This window comes from Rathayibacter sp. VKM Ac-2856 (assembly GCF_013205055.1).
In the GTDB taxonomy this organism is placed as follows: Bacteria; Actinomycetota; Actinomycetes; order Actinomycetales; family Microbacteriaceae; genus Rathayibacter.
This window is the reverse complement of the sequence record NZ_JABMLF010000001.1, coordinates 1,103,589-1,121,152: the sequence shown is the minus strand read 5'-3', so window position 1 is coordinate 1,121,152 and position 17,564 is coordinate 1,103,589. Positions and strand designations below refer to the sequence as shown.

Here is a 17,564-nt window from a genome sequence, read left to right as displayed (position 1 = left end):
GTGGGGGAGGCGCGCTCCCGGGGACGTGACGGTGCCGCGCGGATGGACCGCGCGGCACCGGGCGCCTAGGCGGCGCAGAAGGAGGGGAGCAGGCTCGGGTCCCCGCCGGTGGGGCAGGGGTTGAAGCCGAAGACGACGTAGGTGCCGAGCGCGATCAGCACGACGACCGAGACGAGGATGCCGCCCTTGAAGACGCGGGCCAGCAGCGGCGACGTCGCGTAGTCGTTGACCAGCGTGCGCATGCCGTTGCCGCCGTGGATGAGCGCGAGCCAGAGCATCGCGACGTCCCACCACTGCCAGAACGGGTTCGCCAGCTTGCCGCCGACGAAGCCGAAGTCGATGGCCTTGATGCCCTCGCCGAGCAGGAGGTTGAAGATCAGGTGCCCGAAGATCAGGACGATCAGCACGACGCCGGAGGCGCGCATGTAGATCCAGCCCCACTTCTCCCAGTTGGTGCCGGAGGAGCGGGTCGGGACGATCGGGGTGCGCGGTGCGGCCACGGTGCTCAATGGGCACCTCCCTCGCTGAAGACGAACATGAGGTGGCGGGGCGCGAAGCCGAGCATCAGCACGACCCACAGGCCGATGACGACCCAGAAGAGCACGCGCTGGTTGCGGGTGGCCCAGCTCCAGAAGTCGACCAGGATGATGCGCAGGCCGTTCAGGGCGTGGAACGCGATGGCGCCCACCAGCCCCGTCTCGCCGAGGCCCATGACCGGGTTCTTGTACGTGCCGATGACCGCGTTGTACGCCTCGGGGCTCACGGCGATCAGCGCCGTGTCGAGGACGTGCACGAGGAGGAAGAAGAAGATGGCGACACCGGTGATCCGGTGCAGCACCCACGACCACATGCCTTCGCGACCGCGGTAGAGGGTTCCGGCCGGACGGCGGATCTTCCCCTGCTTCCGGGGTGCGAGGGTTTGAGCAGTTTGAACTGACACGAACAACCCTCCCTGGTTGACTGCTCCGTCGGCCTGACCGGACCCGCGACTCGAGGACGCGGGCGGGGCGGGGGAGCGGCGAGAAACTCGCTCGACGATTCTAAGCGCCGCGCAGGATCGCCGCGGCTTAGGCGAGCCTTAGCTGCCGCGGGCCGCGGAGACGGGCGCGCCGACTGTCGCGTAGTGCGCGAGGAGCTCGTCGGTGAGCGCGCTCCAGGTGCGGTGCAGCACCCTCCTGCGGCCGGCCTCGCCGAGCCGGGCGCGCAGCTGCGGGTCGCGCAGGAGCCGCTCGACCTGGCGGCGCAGATCGGAGTCGCTCTCCGGCGCGTAGAGCAGCCCGTCGACCCCGTGCTCGATCAGATCGGTCGGGCCGCCGGCGTGCGGGGCGACGACCGCGGTGCCGGACGCCTGCGCCTCCTGGACGGTCTGCCCGAAGGTCTCCTCGGTGCCGGTGTGGACGAAGACGTCCAGCGCGGCGAACACCGCGGGCAGGCGCTCGCCGTCGAGTCGCCCGAGCATCCGCGCCCGGGAGCCGAGCGCGGCCGCCACCCGGGTGGAGGAGGGGCCGTAGCCGCCGACGACGAGATCCGCACCGGAGAGAGAGGAGAGGGACGCCAGGCGCTCGACCCGCTTCTCGGGCGAGATCCGGCCGATGTAGCCGACGAGCGCGTCGCCGTCGGCCAGCGGTGCCCGCACCTCGGCGGCGTAGGGGGAGGAGCGCATCCGCGGGTGGAAGCGGTCGCTCTGCACGCCGCGCCCCCAGAGCGCGGTGCGCTCGATCCCGGCGGCGGCGAGGTCGTCGAGCGCGCTGGTCGAGGGGGCGAGCGTGAGGTCGGCGCCCGCGTGGATCTGGCGGATCACCCGCCAGGCGAGCGCCCGGGCGCCGCGGATGCCGTAGCGGGCGGCGAAGCGTGGGACGTCCGTCTGGTAGATCGCGACGCTCGGGACGCCGAGCCGGTTCGCCGAGGCGATGGCCCGCGCCCCCAGAAGGAAGGGCGAGGCGACGTGCACGACGTCGGGTTCGAAGTCCGCCAGCTCGCGGGTGAGCGCGAGGGTGGGGATCCCGACGGGGAAGTCGCGGTAGGCGAGAGCGGGATGCTCGACGACGCGGTGCCCGGCGTAGTGGCCCGGCGCCCCCGCGGCGGGGCAGACGACGAGGGCCTCGATGCCCCGCTCCGCGAACTCGTCGAGGACCCGGAGGACGCTCGTGGTGACACCGTTCAACGACGGGAGGAAGCTCTCCGTGACGACCGCGACTCTCACCCTGCGGACGCTACGGGTGCCGCGTGAACGCGGGAGCGCGCCCGGGTGAACGGACGGACACGGGCGGCCTCCCTTGTATCCTGCGGACATGACATCACCTGAGACCGATGGCCGCGCCCCGCTCGACCGCTTCTACAGCGTGATCCCGGCAGGCGGGATCGGCTCGAGGCTGTGGCCGCTCTCCCGGGCCGACGCCCCGAAGTTCCTGCACGACCTCACCGGCTCGGGCCAGACCCTGCTCCGCGACACCTGGGACCGCCTCGCCCCGATCTCCGGCGCCGACCGCATCATGGTCGTCACCGGTCGCGCGCACCGCGCCGCCGTCGAGCGCCAGCTGGAGAGCCTCGAGGACCTCAACGTCGTCCTCGAGAGCGAGCCGCGCGACTCCTCCGCCGCGATCGGCCTCGCCGCCGCGATCCTCGAGCGCCGCGAGCCCGGAGTGATCATCGGCTCGTTCGCGGCCGACCACGTGATCAGCGGTCAGCACCTCTTCCACGACGCGGTCGCCGAGGCCGTCGTCGCCGCCGACGCCGGCTACATCGCCACGATCGGCATCACGCCGACAGAGCCCGCGGTGGGCTTCGGCTACATCCGCACCGGCGACCACCTCGCCATCGACGGCGCCGCGCACACGCTCGCCGTGGACTCCTTCGTCGAGAAGCCCGACGCCGAGACCGCCCGCTCCTACGTGGAGAGCGGTCAGTACCTCTGGAACGCCGGCATGTTCATCGCCCGCGCCGACCGCCTGCTCGAGGAGCTGGGCCGCTCGAAGCCGAAGCTGCTCGCCGGCCTGCTCGAGCTCGCCGAGGCGTGGGACACCCCGGAGCGCGGCGCGGTCGTCGACCGCATCTGGCCGGGCCTGGAGAAGATCGCGATCGACTACTCGGTCGCCGAGCCGGCCGCGGCGGAGGGCAAGCTCGCCGTCGTCCCCGGGCACTTCTCCTGGGACGACGTCGGGGACTTCGCGTCGATCGCGAAGCTGCACGCGAGCGGTCTGCGCTCCGACCTGGCCATCCTCGGCGAGGACGCCCGCGTCCTGGCCGACTCGGCCACCGGCATCGTGGTCAGCGGCGGCAACCGCACCATCGCGCTGATCGGCGTGAAGGACATCGTCGTCGTCGACACCCCCGACGCCCTCCTCGTCACCACCACGGAGAACGCGCAGAAGGTCAAGGGCGTCGTCGACGCCCTCCGCCTCTCGGGCCGCACGGACGTCCTCTAGCCCGCCCGCGCGTATCGAGACCCCCGTCTCTGCCGGGTGGATCTCGATACGCGCGCTCCGCGCGCTACTCGATCAGCATGTGCGCCGCACCCCGCCGGCGATGCCGACCGCTCGTCGCCGAGCGGGCGCAGTGCTCCTTCCTCCTGCTGGTCGAGCAGCCGCGCAACGGCGTCTCGAGACCCCCGTCTCTGCCCGGGTGGATCTCGATACGCGCGCTCCGCGCGCTACTCGATCAGCATGTGCGCCGCACGTCCTCGCCCGCAGGGTCGAGCCACCCCGGGTTCTCGCCCGCAGGGCCGAGCGCTCGCCCGAAGGGTCGAGGGCCGCGAGCCGGAATCGCGTGCCAGCGATTCCGGCCAGCCCGACGCGACCCGCTCTGCGGAACGCACCACCCCTGACAGCCGACCGCGGGGGAGGAGCCGCTCGCGGCTCCTCCCCAAGATCAACACTGTGTAACGCTTCCCGAGTTGGCCCTCCGCGGCGGCTGAGCGTTCCGACACCTTGGGTAACGTGAGGGCATCGATGCCCCTGCAGTGCCGATCGTGCGCGGGGCCGAATCTTGGAGGACGAATCTTGACTATCACCACGCGTAAGGCCGCGTTCGGCGGTCTCGCCGCTCTGGGCGTCACCGCGCTTCTCGCCGGCTGCGCCTCCGCCCCCGAGGAGGGCGGCTCGACCGCCGCCGCCGGTGGCGACTTCCTGCCCTGCATGGTCTCCGACGCGGGCGGGTTCGACGACAAGTCGTTCAACGAGCTGGGCTACAACGGCCTGGTCGCGGCGTCCGAGGACCTCGGCGTCACCCCGAAGACCGTGACCTCGGAGTCCGAGACGGACTACGCCCCGAACCTCACGAGCCTCGTCGACCAGGGCTGCAACCTGATCATCACCGTCGGCTTCGCCCTCGCCGAGGCCACCTCGGCCGCGGCGGAGGAGAACACCGACATCGACTTCGCCATCATCGACGACGCGTCGATCGACCTGCCGAACGTCAAGCCGATCACCTTCGACACCTCGCAGTCGGCGTTCCTCGCCGGCTACGCGGCGGCGTCGTACTCGAAGACGGGCGTCGTGGGCACCTACGGCGGCATGCAGTTCCCGACCGTCACCATCTTCATGGACGGCTTCGCGGACGGCGTCGCCTACCACAACGAGCAGAAGGGCACCGACGTCAAGGTCGTCGGCTGGGACGTCGCCGCGCAGACCGGCTCCTTCACCGGAGGCTTCGCCGCCGGTGTCGAGGCCAAGTCGGCCGCGCAGTCCCTGATCGACCAGAACGCGGACGTCATCCTCCCCGTCGGCGGTCCGATCTTCCAGTCGGCCATCGAGGCCATCCGCGACTCCGGCAAGGACATCGCGATGGTGGGCGTCGACGCCGACCTGTACGAGACCTACCCCGACGGCGGCGACCTGTACCTGACCTCGATCCTCAAGGGCATCGAGGCCGGCACGACCGACGTCACCTCCACCGCGGGCGCCGACGCCTTCGACGCGACCCCGTACGTGGGCACGCTCGAGAACGACGGTGTCGGCATCGCGCCGTTCCACGACTTCGAGTCGAAGGTCTCGCCCGACCTGCAGGGCGAGCTGGACACCATCACGGAGGGCATCATCGACGGCTCGATCACCGTCGAGTCGCCGTCCGCTCCCGCCGCGTCCTGATCTCCGGATCGATCGCAGCGCACTGACGAAGAGGCCGGTGGGCCCGAGCTCTGCTCGGGCTCACCGGCCTCTTCGTCGGCTGTCCCGCCGGCTCCGGCGCCCGGGCGGCGCACCGAAAGTTAGATTGGACTCATGAAGCTCGAACTGCGGGGCATCACGAAGCGCTTCGGCGCCCTCGTGGCCAACGATCACATCGACCTCACCGTCGAACCCGGTGAGATCCACTGCCTTCTCGGCGAGAACGGCGCGGGCAAGTCGACGCTCATGAACGTGCTGTACGGCCTCTACCAGGCCGAGGAGGGCGACATCCTGCTGGACGACGTGGTCCAGCGGTTCTCCGGCCCGGGTGACGCCATGAAGGCGGGCATCGGGATGGTCCACCAGCACTTCATGCTCGTCCCCGTCTTCTCGGTCGCCGAGAACGTCATGCTCGGGCACGAGGAGACGAAGTCGGGCGGCCGGCTGGACCTCGCCGCCGCGCGCGCCCGCGTCCGCGACATCTCCGACCGCTTCGGCTTCGACGTCGATCCCGATGCGATCGTCGAGGACCTGCCCGTCGGCGTGCAGCAGCGGGTCGAGATCATCAAGGCGCTCTCGCGCGACGCGAAGGTCCTCGTCTTCGACGAGCCGACCGCGGTGCTGACCCCGCAGGAGACCGACGAGCTGATCGCGATCATGCGGCAGCTGCGCGCCTCCGGGACGGCGATCGTCTTCATCACCCACAAGCTGCGCGAGGTCCGCGAGGTCGGCGACCGCATCACCGTCATCCGCCTCGGCCAGGTCGTGGGGGAGGCGGCGCCCACGGCGAGCAACGCCGAGCTCGCCTCGCTGATGGTCGGCCGCGCCGTCGAGCTCACCGTGCAGAAGGAGCCGGCCCGCGCCGGCGACGAGGCCCTCGTCGTCAGCAACCTGACGGTCCGCGACGCGAACGGCCAGGCCGTCGTCGACGACGTCTCGTTCGAGGTGCGCCGCGGCGAGATCCTCGCGATCGCCGGTGTCCAGGGCAACGGCCAGACCGAGCTGACCGAGGCGATCATGGGGCTGCAGGAGCGCGTGGAGGGCTCGGTGACCCTCGACGGCCGCCGGCTCGACGGGCTGTCCGTCCGCCGCGTGCTCGACGCGGGCGTCGGCTTCGTGCCCGAGGACCGCACCGAGGACGGCCTGGTCGCCGAGTTCACCATCGCCGAGAACCTCATGCTCGACCGCAGCGACAGCGGTCCCTTCGTCAAGGGCCTCGGCCTGCGGCTGAAGGAGCTCGAGAAGTTCGCCGAGGAGCGCGTCCGCGAGTTCGACGTGCGCGCGCAGGGCATCACGACCCACGTCGGCCGCCTCTCCGGCGGCAACCAGCAGAAGGTCGTCCTGGCCCGCGAGCTCAGCCGCGAGCTGCGGCTGTTCATCGCCGCCCAGCCGACCCGCGGCATCGACGTCGGCTCGATCGAGTTCGTGCACAAGCGCATCGTCGAGACCCGCGACACGGGCGTGCCCGTCATCGTCGTCTCGACCGAGCTCGACGAGGTGGCGGCTCTCGCCGACCGCATCGCGGTCATGTACAAGGGCGGCATCATCGGGATCGTCCCCGCCGACACGCCCCGGGAGGTCCTGGGGCTCATGATGGCCGGGCAGTCGCCCGCCGAGAAGGGTGCGGCCGCATGAGCGACGCGCAGTTGCCCGCCGTCGATCCGGACGCCGAGTCCGAGAGGGCGACCGGCTTCGAGCCGGGCCAGAAGCCGGGTCAGGAGGCGCGGCCCGGTCCGATCGAGAGCGGCGCCTCGCGGGTCCTCCGCGAGATCCTCTCCGGCACCGCGCTGATGTCGGTTCTCGCCGTCGTGCTCTCGCTGATCGCGGGCGGCGTGCTCATCGCCGCGACCGACACCGACGTCCAGGCGGCGGCCGGCTACTTCTTCGCCCGGCCGCTCGACACGCTGCAGGCGATCTGGCAGTCCGTCGCCGGTGCGTACTCCTCCCTCTTCCAGGGCTCGGTCTACAACTTCCGCCGCGAGGGCTTCGCGAACGGCATCAAGCCGCTGACCGACACGCTCGCCTTCGCGACGCCGCTGATCGCGGGCGGCCTCGGCGTCGCCCTGGCCTTCCGCGTCGGCCTGTTCAACATCGGCGGCCGCGGCCAGATGCTGATCGCTGCGGCCTGCGCCGGCTGGGTCGGCTTCTCCTTCGACCTGCCGGTCGGCGTGCACCTGATCATCACGCTCGCCGCGGGCGTCCTGGGCGGTGCGCTCTGGGGCGGGCTGGTGGGCCTCCTGAAGGCGCGGACCGGCGCGCACGAGGTGATCCTCACGATCATGCTCAACTACGTCGCGTTCTACTTCGTCTCCTACCTCCTGCGCACGCCCGGCGCGCTGCAGGCTCCGGGCTCGAACAACCCGAAGGCGCCCGGGATGAAGGACACGGCGGTCTTCCCCGACCTCCTCGGCTCCGGCTACTCGCTGAACCTCGGCTTCGTCTTCGCGATCCTCGCGACCGTCTTCGTCTGGTGGCTGCTCAACCGCTCGAGCATCGGCTTCAAGTTCCGCGCGGTGGGCGAGAACCCGCACGCCGCCCGGGTCGCCGGCATCGACGTCAAGAACAGCTACGTCTACGCCATGCTGCTCTCCGGCGGTCTGCTCGGCCTCGCAGGCAGCGCCCAGGTGATGGGCACCGTCACCACCGGCTTCACGGCCGGGATCGACGCCGGCATCGGCTTCGACGCGATCACCGTCGCGCTGCTGGGCCGGTCGCGGCCGTGGGGCGTCTTCTTCGCCGGCATCCTCTTCGGCGCGTTCAAGGCCGGCGGCTACTCGATGCAGGCGGCCGAGGGCGTGCCGATCGACGTGGTCCTCGTCGTCCAGTCGCTGATCGTCCTCTTCATCGCTGCGCCGCCCCTGGTGCGCGCGATCTTCCGCCTCCCCACGCCCGGGGTCGCCCCGAAGCGCCGCACGCGCCGCACCACGGAGGTGTCCGCATGACCACCGCAGTCTCCCGAGCTCCCGGGACCGCGTCCCGGGTGGCCGTCCGCAGCTGGAAGGCCCCGATCGCGTTCGGCATCTTCGCGCTGCTCGCCGTGATCCTGTTCGTCGCCCTGGGCCGCGACGGCACCAGCTCGTTCCGCCTCGCCTCGGGGAACGACTTCTTCGCCCTGCCGGATCTGCCCTTCCCGACCCGCGCCACCGGCGTGGTCGTGGCGGTCGTCCTGGTCGCCCTGACCGCCGTCGCCGTCGCGTTCACCCGCGCGGCCCGGCGACTGCCGCTCTGGCTCTCGGCGCTCTTCGCGCTGGTGTTCCTGGTCGGCTTCCTGGTCTGGGCCTCCGCGGGGGCCACGCTGCCGCTGCCGGGTCTGCTGCTGGGCACCGTCGGCCTCGCCACTCCGCTGATCTTCGGCTCGCTCGGCGGCGTCATCTCGGAGCGGGTCGGCGTTGTCAACGTCGCGATCGAGGGCCAGCTGCTCGCCGGCGCGTTCACCGCGGCGATGGTCGGCTCGCTCACGCGCCAGCCCGTGCTCGGCCTGCTCGCCGCGATGGTCGCGAGCGTGCTGGTCTCGTTCGTGCTCGCCGCCTTCGCGATCAAGTACCTGGTCGACCAGGTGATCGTCGGCGTCGTCCTCAACGTCCTCGTGACGGGACTGACGAGCTTCCTCTACTCGCAGGTGCTGACCAGCGACGCGGCGACCTTCAACTCGCCGGTGAAGTTCGACCGGCTGCCGATCCCGGGGCTCAGCCAGGTGCCGATCCTCGGGCCGGTCCTGTTCAACCAGACGGTCATCGTCTACCTGATGTACCTCGCGATCTTCGCGGTGTGGTGGGGCCTGTTCAAGACGAAGTGGGGCCTGCGCCTGCGCGCCGTCGGCGAGCACCCGCAGGCGGCGGACACCGTCGGCATCAACGTGGCGCGGACCCGGTTCTGGAACGTCTCACTGGCCGGCGCGATCGCCGGCATGGGCGGCGCGTACTACACGCTCGACGCGGTCGGCGCCTTCGGCAAGGAGATGACGGCGGGTGCGGGCTTCATCGCCCTGGCCGCGGTCATCTTCGGTCGCTGGGACCCGATCAAGGCGACCCTCGCGTCGCTCCTCTTCGGCTTCGCGACCAACCTGCAGAACGTTCTCGGCGTCATCGGCTCGCCGGTGCCGAGCGAGTTCATGCTGATGCTGCCGTACGTGGTGACGATCTTCGCGGTCGCCGGCCTCGTCGGGCAGTCGCGCGGGCCGGCCGCCGCCGGCAAGCCCTATCTCAAATCCTGAATGCAGTCTCAAATCGTGAGGACGGATCCGATGACCGACATCGACTGGGACGCGCTGCGCACCGCTGCGCTCGAGGCCATGGGCAAGGCCTACGTGCCGTACTCGAAGTTCCCCGTGGGGGTCGCCGCACTCGTCGACGACGGCCGCGTGATCTCCGGCTGCAACGTCGAGAACGCCTCCTACGGCCTCACCCTCTGCGCCGAGTGCGCGCTGGTCTCGTCGCTGCACATGACGGGCGGCGGCCGGCTCGTCGCCTTCACCTGCGTCGACGGCAGGGGCGGCGTGCTGATGCCGTGCGGGCGCTGCCGCCAGCTGCTCTTCGAGCACTCCGCCGACGGGATGCTCCTGCAGACCGTGTCGGGGGTGAAGACGATCGACGAGGTCATCCCGGACGCGTTCGGTCCGCGCACCCTCGAGGCCTACGCGGCCGAGTAGCCGCGGCGCGTCCGCGTCGCTCGGCAGCCCCGTCACCCTCCGCGGCGCCGTCGCGCCGCCGCCTCCCGCTCCCACTCCTGAACCGAGGACCCCGCATGACCCCGCCCACCCCCGTCGAGGCGTTCGACGCCGTCGACCTCATCCGCACCAAGCGCGACCGCGGCACCCTGTCGACCGCGCAGATCGACTGGCTGATCGACGCGTACACCCGCGGCTACGTCCAGGGCGAGCAGATGGCCGCGTTCGCGATGGCCGTGCTGCTCAACGGGATGGATCGCGACGAGGTCCGCGATCTGACGCTGGCGATGATCGCGAGCGGCGAGCGGATGAGCTTCGACGGCCTGGGCAAGCGGACGGTCGACAAGCACTCCACCGGCGGCGTGGGCGACAAGATCACCCTGCCGCTGATGCCGCTGGTCGCCTCCTTCGGCGTCGCGGTGCCGCAGCTCTCCGGCCGCGGACTCGGCCACACCGGCGGCACGCTCGACAAGCTCGAGGCGATCCCCGGCTGGCGGGCGGACCTCGGCAACGAGGAGATGTTCGAGCAGCTGCGGACGGTCGGCGGAGTGATCTGCGCCGCGGGCTCCGGTCTCGCCCCGGCGGACAAGAAGCTCTACGCGCTGCGCGACATCACCGGCACCGTCGAGGCGATCCCGCTGATCGCCTCCTCGATCATGTCGAAGAAGATCGCGGAGGGGACCGACGCCCTGGTCCTGGACGTCAAGTTCGGCTCCGGCGCCTTCATGGTCGACATCGAGCGCTCCCGCGAACTGGCGCGCACGATGGTCGACCTCGGCAACGACGCCGGCGTGCGCACCACGGCGCTGCTGACCAACATGAACGTGCCGCTCGGCCTCGCGATCGGCAACGCCAACGAGGTCCGCGAGTCCGTCGAGGTGCTCGCCGGCGGCGGGCCGTCGGACGTGCGCGAGCTGACCCTAGCGCTCGCCCGCGAGATGCTGGCGCTGGCCGGCCTGCCCGATGCGGACGTCGAGGGCGCGCTCGACGGCGGCGCGGCGATGGACACCTGGCGCGCGGTGATCCGGGCGCAGGGCGGCGACCCCGACGGAGCGCTCCCGGTCGCCCGCGAGACGCACGTCGTGGTGGCCGAGCGCGACGGCGTCCTCGTCGAGCAGCAGGCGCTGCCCTTCGGCATCGCGGCGTGGCGCCTCGGCGCGGGGCGGGCCCGCCAGACGGACGCGGTGCAGCACGCGGCCGGCATCGACCTGCACGCGAAGCCCGGCGACCGCGTCCGCGCCGGCCAGCCGCTCCTCACCCTCTCCGCCGACGAGCCGTCCCGCTTCGACCGCGCCCTGGAGGCGCTCGAGGGCGCCTACCGCATCGGCGACGAGGGCGACGAGATCCTCGACGGCGGCCCCCTGGTCGCCGAGCGCATCGCCTGACGGGGCGGCGGCCGCCCCGCCGACTGCCGTCGTCGTCGCCCTCGGGCCGCTGAGGTCGCCGACCTCCGGCTCGTGGTTCCGGCTCCGGCTCGTGGAATCCGCGGTTTTTGACGTGCCGAAGCAGATTCAGCGTGCCGAAGGTGTGCCGGGTGGATCTTCGGCTCGTGATTCCGGCTCCGGCTCGTGGAATCTGCGGGTTGCGGCGTGCCGAGGCTCGTTCCGCGTGCCGGAGGTGTGCGCGGCGGATCTCCGGCTCGTGGTTCCGGCTCCGGCTCGTGGAATCCGAGGTTTCCGGCGTGCCGAGGCAGATTCCGCGTGCCGAAGGTGTGCCGGGTGGATCTTCGGCTCGTGATTCCGGCTCCGGCTCGTAGAATCCGAGGTTTCCGGCGTGCCGAGACAGATTCCGCGTGCCGAAGGTCTGCCGGGCGGATCTCCGGCTCGTGGTTCCGGCTCCGGCTCGTGGAATCCGCGGTTTCCAGCGTGCCGGAGGCGTTTCCGCGTGCCGGAGGGCGGTCGGCCCGGGGTCGTGCGCGAGCAGACCCGGACGGGGTGGCCGACGCGCCGGAGGGTCGCGCGGGCGGCACCGTAAGGTGGTGCGCGAACCGTCGTCCGACCGGAGGAGCACCGTGACCGACAGCACCGAGATCGGCAGCAGCGCCGAGGAGTACCTCCTCCCCGGCGAGGGCGTCCTCATCGACGACCTCCCCAAGGTCTCGCTGCACGACCACCTCGACGGCGGACTCCGCCCCGCCACGATCATCGAGATCGCCGGGCGCACGGGCGTCCCCCTCCCCGCCGACGAACCCGAGGCCCTCGCGCAGTGGTTCACCGGCACGGCGGACTCCGGCTCGCTCGAGGACTACATCGCGACCTTCGAGACGACCATCGCCGTCATGCAGACCGCCGACTCGCTCGAGCGGGTCGCCCGCGAGTTCGTGCTCGACCTCGCTGCCGACGGCGTCGTGCACGGCGAGATCCGCTGGGCTCCCGAGCAGCACCTCCGCGCCGGACTCACCCTCGACGCGGCCGTCGAGGCCGTGCAGGAGGGCCTCGAGCAGGGCGTCCAGGAGGCGGCCGCGCACGGCTCGCGCCTCGGCGTCGGCCAGCTGATCACCGCGATGCGGCACACCGACCGGTCATTCGAGATCGCCGAGCTCGCCCTGCGCCACCGCGAGCGCGGCGCCATCGGCTTCGACATCGCCGGAGCGGAGGCGGGCTTCCCCGCGTCGCGGCACCGCCCCGCCTTCGAGCTCCTCGCCGCCGCCCACTTCCCGACCACGGTGCACGCCGGCGAGGCGGCCGGCCTCGACAGCATCCGCTCGGCGCTGCTCGACGGCCGCGCGCTCCGCCTCGGGCACGGCGTCCGGCTGGCCGAGGACATCCGCATCGAGCGGCAGGACGACGACGCCAGCTACGTGACCCTCGGCGAGGTCGCCGAGTGGGTCAAGGACCGCCGGATCGCCCTCGAGCTCAGCCCCTCCTCGAACCTGCAGACCGGCGCCGTCGCGGCGTGGGGCACCGAGCTCGCCGACCACCCGTTCGACCTGCTCTACCAGCTCGGCTTCCGCGTCACCGTCAACACCGACAACCGGCTGATGAGCGGCACGACACTCAGCCGCGAGCTCGCGCTGCTGTCCGACGCGTTCGGCTACGACCTCGACGACCTCGAGGCGTTCCAGATCAACGCCGCCGAGGCGAGCTTCCTGCCCCTGGACGAGCGCCGCGAGCTGATCGACACGATCAGCGCCGGCTTCGAGGCGGCCTGAGCATGCCCCTCGACCCGCTCTCGGACGCCGCGGTGGCCCTGCGCCACCCCGCCGCCAGCTGGCGCGAGGCGGTCCTGGAGGCGGGACGCGCCCTCGAGCGCAGCGGCGCGGTCGACCCGGCCTACTCCCGCCGCATGGTCGAGCAGGTCGACGTGCTCGGTCCCTACATCGTGATCGCTCCGGGGCTCGCCCTCGCCCACGCCCGGCCGGGCAACGACGTGCTCGAGGACGGCATCTCGGTGGTCACCCTGGCCGAGCCGGTCGCCTTCGGCCACAGCACCAACGACCCGGTGTCGGTGGTCATCGGCATCGCCGCCACCCAGGCGCACGGCCACGTCGGATTCGTCTCCGGCCTCGCCGACGTCCTCACCAGGCCGGACGCGGTCGGGGCCCTCGCCGCCGCCCGCACCGTCCGCAGCATCAACGCCGTCCTCACCGACGACACCCCGCACCACGGAAGAAGCGCATGAAGATCGTCACCCTCTGCGGCGCCGGAATCGGCACCTCCGCCATCCTCAAGCTCGGCGCCGAGCGCGCCCTCGAGGCCCTCGACCTCGACGCCGACGTCGTCGCCTCCGACCTCGCCTCCGTCGACGCCCTCGCCGCCGACGCGCAGGTCATCCTCACCTCCCGCGAGCTGATCGACAGGATCGGCAAGACCTTCGCCGAGGTCGTCGTCATCGACAACTACCTCGACCAGACCGAGATCACGGAGAAGATCGAGCGCGCTCTCGGTTGATGATCCGCCGGAGGCGGATCAGTGCCTTTTCCTGAGCCGCCCCCTGTGCGGCTCAGCGCGGTCGGCTTCCTGGGATGGCGCGTTCCGCAGAGCGGGTCCCGTCGCGCTGTCTCGAATCGCTGGCACGCGATTCTCGATCGCGCGCTCTGCCCTGCTCGCAGCGTGGTCGGCGCTCTCGGGTGGTGGGCTTCATGAAGCGGGTCGCGTCGCGCTGTCGAGAATCGCTGGCACGCGAGGGGTGCCCTTTTCTGAGCCGCCCCCTGTGCGGCTCAGCGCGGTCGGCAGGGGTGCCTTTCTGAGCCGCCCCCTGTGCGGCTCAGCGCGGTCGGCTTCATGGGATGGCACGTTCCGCAGAGCGGGTCGCGTCGCGCTGTCTCGAATCGCTGATACGCGATTCTCGATCGCGCGCTCTGCCCTGCGGTGCTCGGGGCCCCAGGGGTGTCGAGGCTCGCGAGATGCCACCTGTGAGGGCGACACGCCGGGGGAGGCGGGCACAAGTGGCATCTCGCGGAGGGGGGACGGACGGGGGCGGGGGTCAGGGGGTCAGCAGGGTGAGGGTGCGGGTGATCAGGGCGCGGGCCCGGGGTGGGGGGAGGCGGGTCGGCTGCTCGGCGGCGCGGGCGACGGCGATGCCGTCGAGGACGGCGAGCAGGAGGGCGGCGTCGTCGGGGCCGAACGAGGCGGAGGGGTGAGCGGCGCGCAGCAGGTCCAGGACGACGCCCTCGGTGCGCGACCAGCCGTCGGTGTGCAGCGCGCGGATCGCGGGATCCGTGCCGGCCCGCGACGCGAAGGCGGTCCAGACGACGGCGTCGGCGACGTCCGCGTCCTCGACGCAGGCGATCGCGTCGCAGAAGGCGCGCAGCCGCCGCTCGGCCGACGGCTCCTGCTCGGCGAGCTCCCGCATCCGCCCCCGGAACCGCTGCTCCACCCGCGCCATCGCGCCGGTGAGCAGCGCCTGCTTGGTGGGGAAGTGGTGCTGGACCGCGCCGACGGACACTCCCGCCTCCGCGGCGACGGTCCGGATGCTGAGCTGCTCCGCTCCGCGGGTCGACAGGACGGTGACGACCGCCGAGAGGATGTCGCTCCTGCTCTCGCGCCGCTCGGCCATCCGGGCTCCTCTCGATCCGTCCGCCCGAGCAGGCTACGCTCCCTGACATGACCAATACGACTGTATTGCCCGAGAACGAGCTCACCGGCCGGCGGATCGCGTCGCTCGACGTGGTCCGCGGCGTCGCGATCCTGGGCACGCTCGGCACCAACATCTGGCTGTTCTCGCACCCGTGGGGGCTGCTCGGGATGCTGTCCGACCCGGTGACGCCCGGCACGTCGGCGCCGGCGCAGACCGCGCAGCTGCTGCTGATGGCCCTCGCGCAGGGCAAGTTCCTCGCCCTGCTCTCCCTGACCTTCGGCATCGGCCTCGCGATCCAGCACGCGTCGGCCGTCCGGCGCGGCCGGCGCTGGCCCGGCCGCTACCTGTGGCGGGCGACGCTGCTCCTGCTCGACGGCGCGGTCAACTACGTCCTGATCGCCGAGTTCGACGTGCTGATGGGGTATGCGGTCACGGGTGCGGTGGTCGCCTGGCTGCTGCTCACCCGGCCGCGGACGCAGCGCCGCACGGTGATCATCCTCGGCGCCCTGCACGTCCTGCTGATCTCGGCGCTCGTGGCGCTCGTCGCGACCCAGCCCGGCAGCACCGGAGCCGGACCCGCCGGTCGCTCTCGCTACGCGGACGCCTCCTTCCTCGGCCTCGCGCTGTTCCGGCTGCAGAACGTGGGCGTGTTCCGGGCGGAGCCGGTCCTGATCGCGTTCCTCAGCCTCGCGATGTTCCTCCTCGGCGCCCAGCTGCTGCGCGCGGGGCTGTTCGCGGAGGAGGGGCGTCGGCTCCGCCGGCGGCTGATGGTCCTCGGCGCTCTGGCCGCTCCGGTCGACCTGGTGCTCGGGCTCACCGGCAGCGCGGCCGGCCTGCTCGCCGAGCGCTACCTCCTCGCCCCGCTCGTCGCCCTCGGCCTGCTCGCGATCCTCGCGGAGCTCGGCCTGCGACGCGGCAGCGACGGCTGGATCGCGCGGCGCGCCCGCGAGGTGGGCCGCGTCGCGCTCAGCGCCTACCTGCTGCAGAACCTGCTCGGCGGCGCGCTCTTCTACGGCTGGGGTCTCGGGCTCGCGGTCACCGCGGCCGAGTGGCGGGTGCCCGTGACGATCGGCGCCTTCGTCCTCGTCGCCGCGATCGTCGTGCTCGCCGCGCACCTCTGGCTCCGCCGCTTCCCGGTCGGCCCGGTCGAGTGGCTCTGGAAGCGCGGCGAGCAGCTGGGCGGCCGTCCCTCCCGCTGACGACGTCCGACGCCAGCGCCCGCGCCACGGCGGCAGGCGCGAGCGGGGCGGTGGCATCCTCCGACTCGGCCGTTCTCGAGGAGCCTCTCCTCGGCGGCCCGCGGGCGCCCGAGATCGATCGTCACCGATCCGTCCCGCCGCCCGCGCCACCGTCCCTCTCCCTGGAGTCCTCTCACGCCGTGTCCGCTACCCCGCCCCCTCCCACGACCCCCACTCCCACGACTTCCACTCCGCGAGCGCGCTTCCGCCGCTCCCGGCCGTTCCGCCTCCTCCGGCGCGTCCTGCCCGCAGCCGCGACCGCGGCCGCCGTCGTCCTCGGCCTCGTCGTCGCGACGATCGCCGCCGCGTTCGCCCTCCGCGCCTCGCTTCCGCTCGCGGTCGTCGTCTGGCTGGTCCTGTCCCTGCTCCTGATCGCCGCGCTCGTCACGGCGGTGCGCCGGCTCCTCCCGCGTCGCGCGGCACCGGCCCGCCGATGGGCGCGACTGCGCAGCCCGATGGTGATCGCCGCCGCTGCGACCACCGTCGTCGGCGCACTGCTCGGAGGGACCGTCCTCGCCCCGGTCGGCGGCACGTCCGTCGGCTTCGGCCCGGTCGCCCCGCAGTTCTGGGACCTCTCCACCGGCTCCCGCGTCGCGTACTGGAAGACCGACGCCCCCGCGCCCGGCGGCTCCGACGTCCCGATCGTCTACCTCCACGGCGGACCGGGCGGGTTCATCTTCCCCGGGGACTTCGACTTCGTCCCTGCGCTCGCCGAGACCGGTCACGACGTCTACATGTTCGATCAGCCCGGCGGAGGCTACTCCTCCGATCTGCCGATCGGCGACTACACGCTCGAGCGGTCCCTGGCCGACATCGACGCCGTCCGCGAGCAGACCGGCGCGGACCGCATGATCCTCGTCGGCCACTCCGCAGGCGGCTTCCTCGCGGCCGCCTACGCCGCGGCGCACCCCGACCACGTCGAGAGGGCCGTCCTCGTCTCTCCCGGCACCTACGACACCTCCGCGGAGGGGCGTGACGCCGCCGCGGCGGCGCAGGAGGCGTCCGCTGCGCGGCCGAGCGCGGACCCCGGCGCCCCGCAGCCCGCTCCCCTTCCCCTCAGCGCGCAGCTGCGCCTCTCCGCCGCGGCGACGCTGCTGGAGACCGTCGGACCGGACGCCGCCGTCGCCCTCCTCTCCCAGGAGGACGCCAAGAAGGCGACGGCGGTCGCGACCGGATCGCAGGGCGGCCTCAACCTCTACGCCAACGTCGTTCTCAACAAGAACTTCGAGGCGCACTGGGACGGCGTGCTCTCGCAGCTCGCGGCGCTCCGGATGCCCACGCTGCTGGTCCGGTCGCAGTACGACTCGGTCGACTGGCGCGGTCAGCACCTGCTCGCCGGGGCGGTTCCCGACTCGCAGACCGTCTACATCCCCGGAGCGGAGCACGCCCCGTGGGCGCTGCAGCACGATCGGACGATCGCCGCGGTGTCCGACTTCCTCCTCGATCGCGCGCAGCCCGTCTACCTGGGCGATGAGGACCCGGGTCTGGAGACGGACGCCGCCGCCCCCGGACCGGTCACCGAGCCCGGGAACGGCTGAC

At 72.2% G+C, this 17,564-nt stretch carries 16 protein-coding genes; 12 read left to right on the top strand and 4 right to left on the bottom strand.

The window, feature by feature from the left end; genetic code table 11:
* Positions 1-65 precede the first annotated feature (65 nt).
* The 3 genes from HQQ82_RS05145 to HQQ82_RS05135 form a co-directional block, all read right to left on the bottom strand.
* The gene (locus HQQ82_RS05145; protein WP_173231945.1) at positions 66-509 is read right to left on the bottom strand and encodes a succinate dehydrogenase hydrophobic membrane anchor subunit; all 444 of its coding nucleotides are present in this window, start codon (positions 507-509) and stop codon (positions 66-68) included.
* On the bottom strand, positions 506-892 hold the full coding sequence (gene sdhC / locus HQQ82_RS05140) for a succinate dehydrogenase, cytochrome b556 subunit (RefSeq protein ID WP_367947855.1): 387 nt from the start codon (positions 890-892) through the stop codon (positions 506-508). The genes HQQ82_RS05145 and sdhC overlap by 4 nt, the downstream gene beginning before the upstream one ends.
* Positions 893-1,078: 186 nt before the next feature.
* Positions 1,079-2,203: a glycosyltransferase family 1 protein gene (locus tag HQQ82_RS05135; RefSeq protein WP_173231944.1), complete on the bottom strand. Its 1,125-nt coding sequence runs from the start codon at positions 2,201-2,203 to the stop codon at positions 1,079-1,081.
* A gap of 88 nt (positions 2,204-2,291) precedes the next feature.
* Here HQQ82_RS05135 and HQQ82_RS05130 point away from each other — a divergent pair, with 88 nt between their 5' ends.
* The 10 genes from HQQ82_RS05130 to HQQ82_RS05085 all read left to right on the top strand — a co-directional run bounded on the left by HQQ82_RS05130 (position 2,292) and on the right by HQQ82_RS05085 (position 13,658).
* The gene (locus HQQ82_RS05130) at positions 2,292-3,425 is read left to right on the top strand and encodes a mannose-1-phosphate guanylyltransferase (RefSeq protein WP_173231943.1); all 1,134 of its coding nucleotides are present in this window, start codon (positions 2,292-2,294) and stop codon (positions 3,423-3,425) included.
* A gap of 573 nt (positions 3,426-3,998) precedes the next feature.
* A complete protein-coding gene (locus tag HQQ82_RS05125) occupies positions 3,999-5,084 on the top strand; it encodes a BMP family protein (RefSeq protein ID WP_173231942.1) in 1,086 nt (361 codons plus the stop codon).
* A gap of 132 nt (positions 5,085-5,216) precedes the next feature.
* Positions 5,217-6,737, top strand: a complete 1,521-nt coding sequence (locus HQQ82_RS05120) for an ABC transporter ATP-binding protein (protein ID WP_173231941.1) — start codon at positions 5,217-5,219, stop codon at positions 6,735-6,737.
* Positions 6,734-8,044: an ABC transporter permease gene (locus HQQ82_RS05115; protein WP_173231940.1), complete on the top strand. Its 1,311-nt coding sequence runs from the start codon at positions 6,734-6,736 to the stop codon at positions 8,042-8,044. Before HQQ82_RS05120 ends, HQQ82_RS05115 begins: the two co-directional genes overlap by 4 nt.
* Positions 8,041-9,315 carry an ABC transporter permease gene (locus HQQ82_RS05110; protein WP_173231939.1) on the top strand — a complete coding sequence of 425 codons (1,275 nt, stop codon included), beginning with the start codon at positions 8,041-8,043 and terminating at the stop codon, positions 9,313-9,315. Before HQQ82_RS05115 ends, HQQ82_RS05110 begins: the two co-directional genes overlap by 4 nt.
* Positions 9,316-9,345: 30 nt before the next feature.
* Positions 9,346-9,750: a cytidine deaminase gene (locus HQQ82_RS05105; RefSeq protein WP_160088031.1), complete on the top strand. Its 405-nt coding sequence runs from the start codon at positions 9,346-9,348 to the stop codon at positions 9,748-9,750.
* Between the two features lie 95 nt (positions 9,751-9,845).
* The gene (locus HQQ82_RS05100; RefSeq protein WP_173231938.1) at positions 9,846-11,153 is read left to right on the top strand and encodes a thymidine phosphorylase; all 1,308 of its coding nucleotides are present in this window, start codon (positions 9,846-9,848) and stop codon (positions 11,151-11,153) included.
* 644 nt (positions 11,154-11,797) lie between these two features.
* Positions 11,798-12,919 (top strand): adenosine deaminase, encoded by a 1,122-nt coding sequence (locus HQQ82_RS05095; RefSeq protein ID WP_173232345.1) that lies wholly within the window; start codon positions 11,798-11,800, stop codon positions 12,917-12,919.
* Between the two features lie 2 nt (positions 12,920-12,921).
* On the top strand, positions 12,922-13,389 hold the full coding sequence (locus tag HQQ82_RS05090; RefSeq protein WP_173231937.1) for a PTS sugar transporter subunit IIA: 468 nt from the start codon (positions 12,922-12,924) through the stop codon (positions 13,387-13,389).
* Positions 13,386-13,658 carry a PTS sugar transporter subunit IIB gene (locus HQQ82_RS05085; protein ID WP_173231936.1) on the top strand — a complete coding sequence of 91 codons (273 nt, stop codon included), beginning with the start codon at positions 13,386-13,388 and terminating at the stop codon, positions 13,656-13,658. The genes HQQ82_RS05090 and HQQ82_RS05085 overlap by 4 nt, the downstream gene beginning before the upstream one ends.
* A gap of 535 nt (positions 13,659-14,193) precedes the next feature.
* On the opposite strand, the gene HQQ82_RS05080 is transcribed toward HQQ82_RS05085, so the two are convergent.
* A complete protein-coding gene (locus HQQ82_RS05080) occupies positions 14,194-14,766 on the bottom strand; it encodes a TetR/AcrR family transcriptional regulator (RefSeq protein WP_173231935.1) in 573 nt (190 codons plus the stop codon).
* 47 nt (positions 14,767-14,813) lie between these two features.
* On the opposite strand from HQQ82_RS05080, the gene HQQ82_RS05075 reads away from it, so the two are divergent.
* Both HQQ82_RS05075 and HQQ82_RS05070 read left to right on the top strand, forming a co-directional pair.
* Positions 14,814-15,986, top strand: a complete 1,173-nt coding sequence (locus HQQ82_RS05075) for a DUF418 domain-containing protein (RefSeq protein WP_173231934.1) — start codon at positions 14,814-14,816, stop codon at positions 15,984-15,986.
* 179 nt (positions 15,987-16,165) lie between these two features.
* Positions 16,166-17,563: an alpha/beta fold hydrolase gene (locus HQQ82_RS05070; RefSeq protein ID WP_173231933.1), complete on the top strand. Its 1,398-nt coding sequence runs from the start codon at positions 16,166-16,168 to the stop codon at positions 17,561-17,563.
* The last annotated feature ends 1 nt before the right edge of the window (position 17,564 follow it).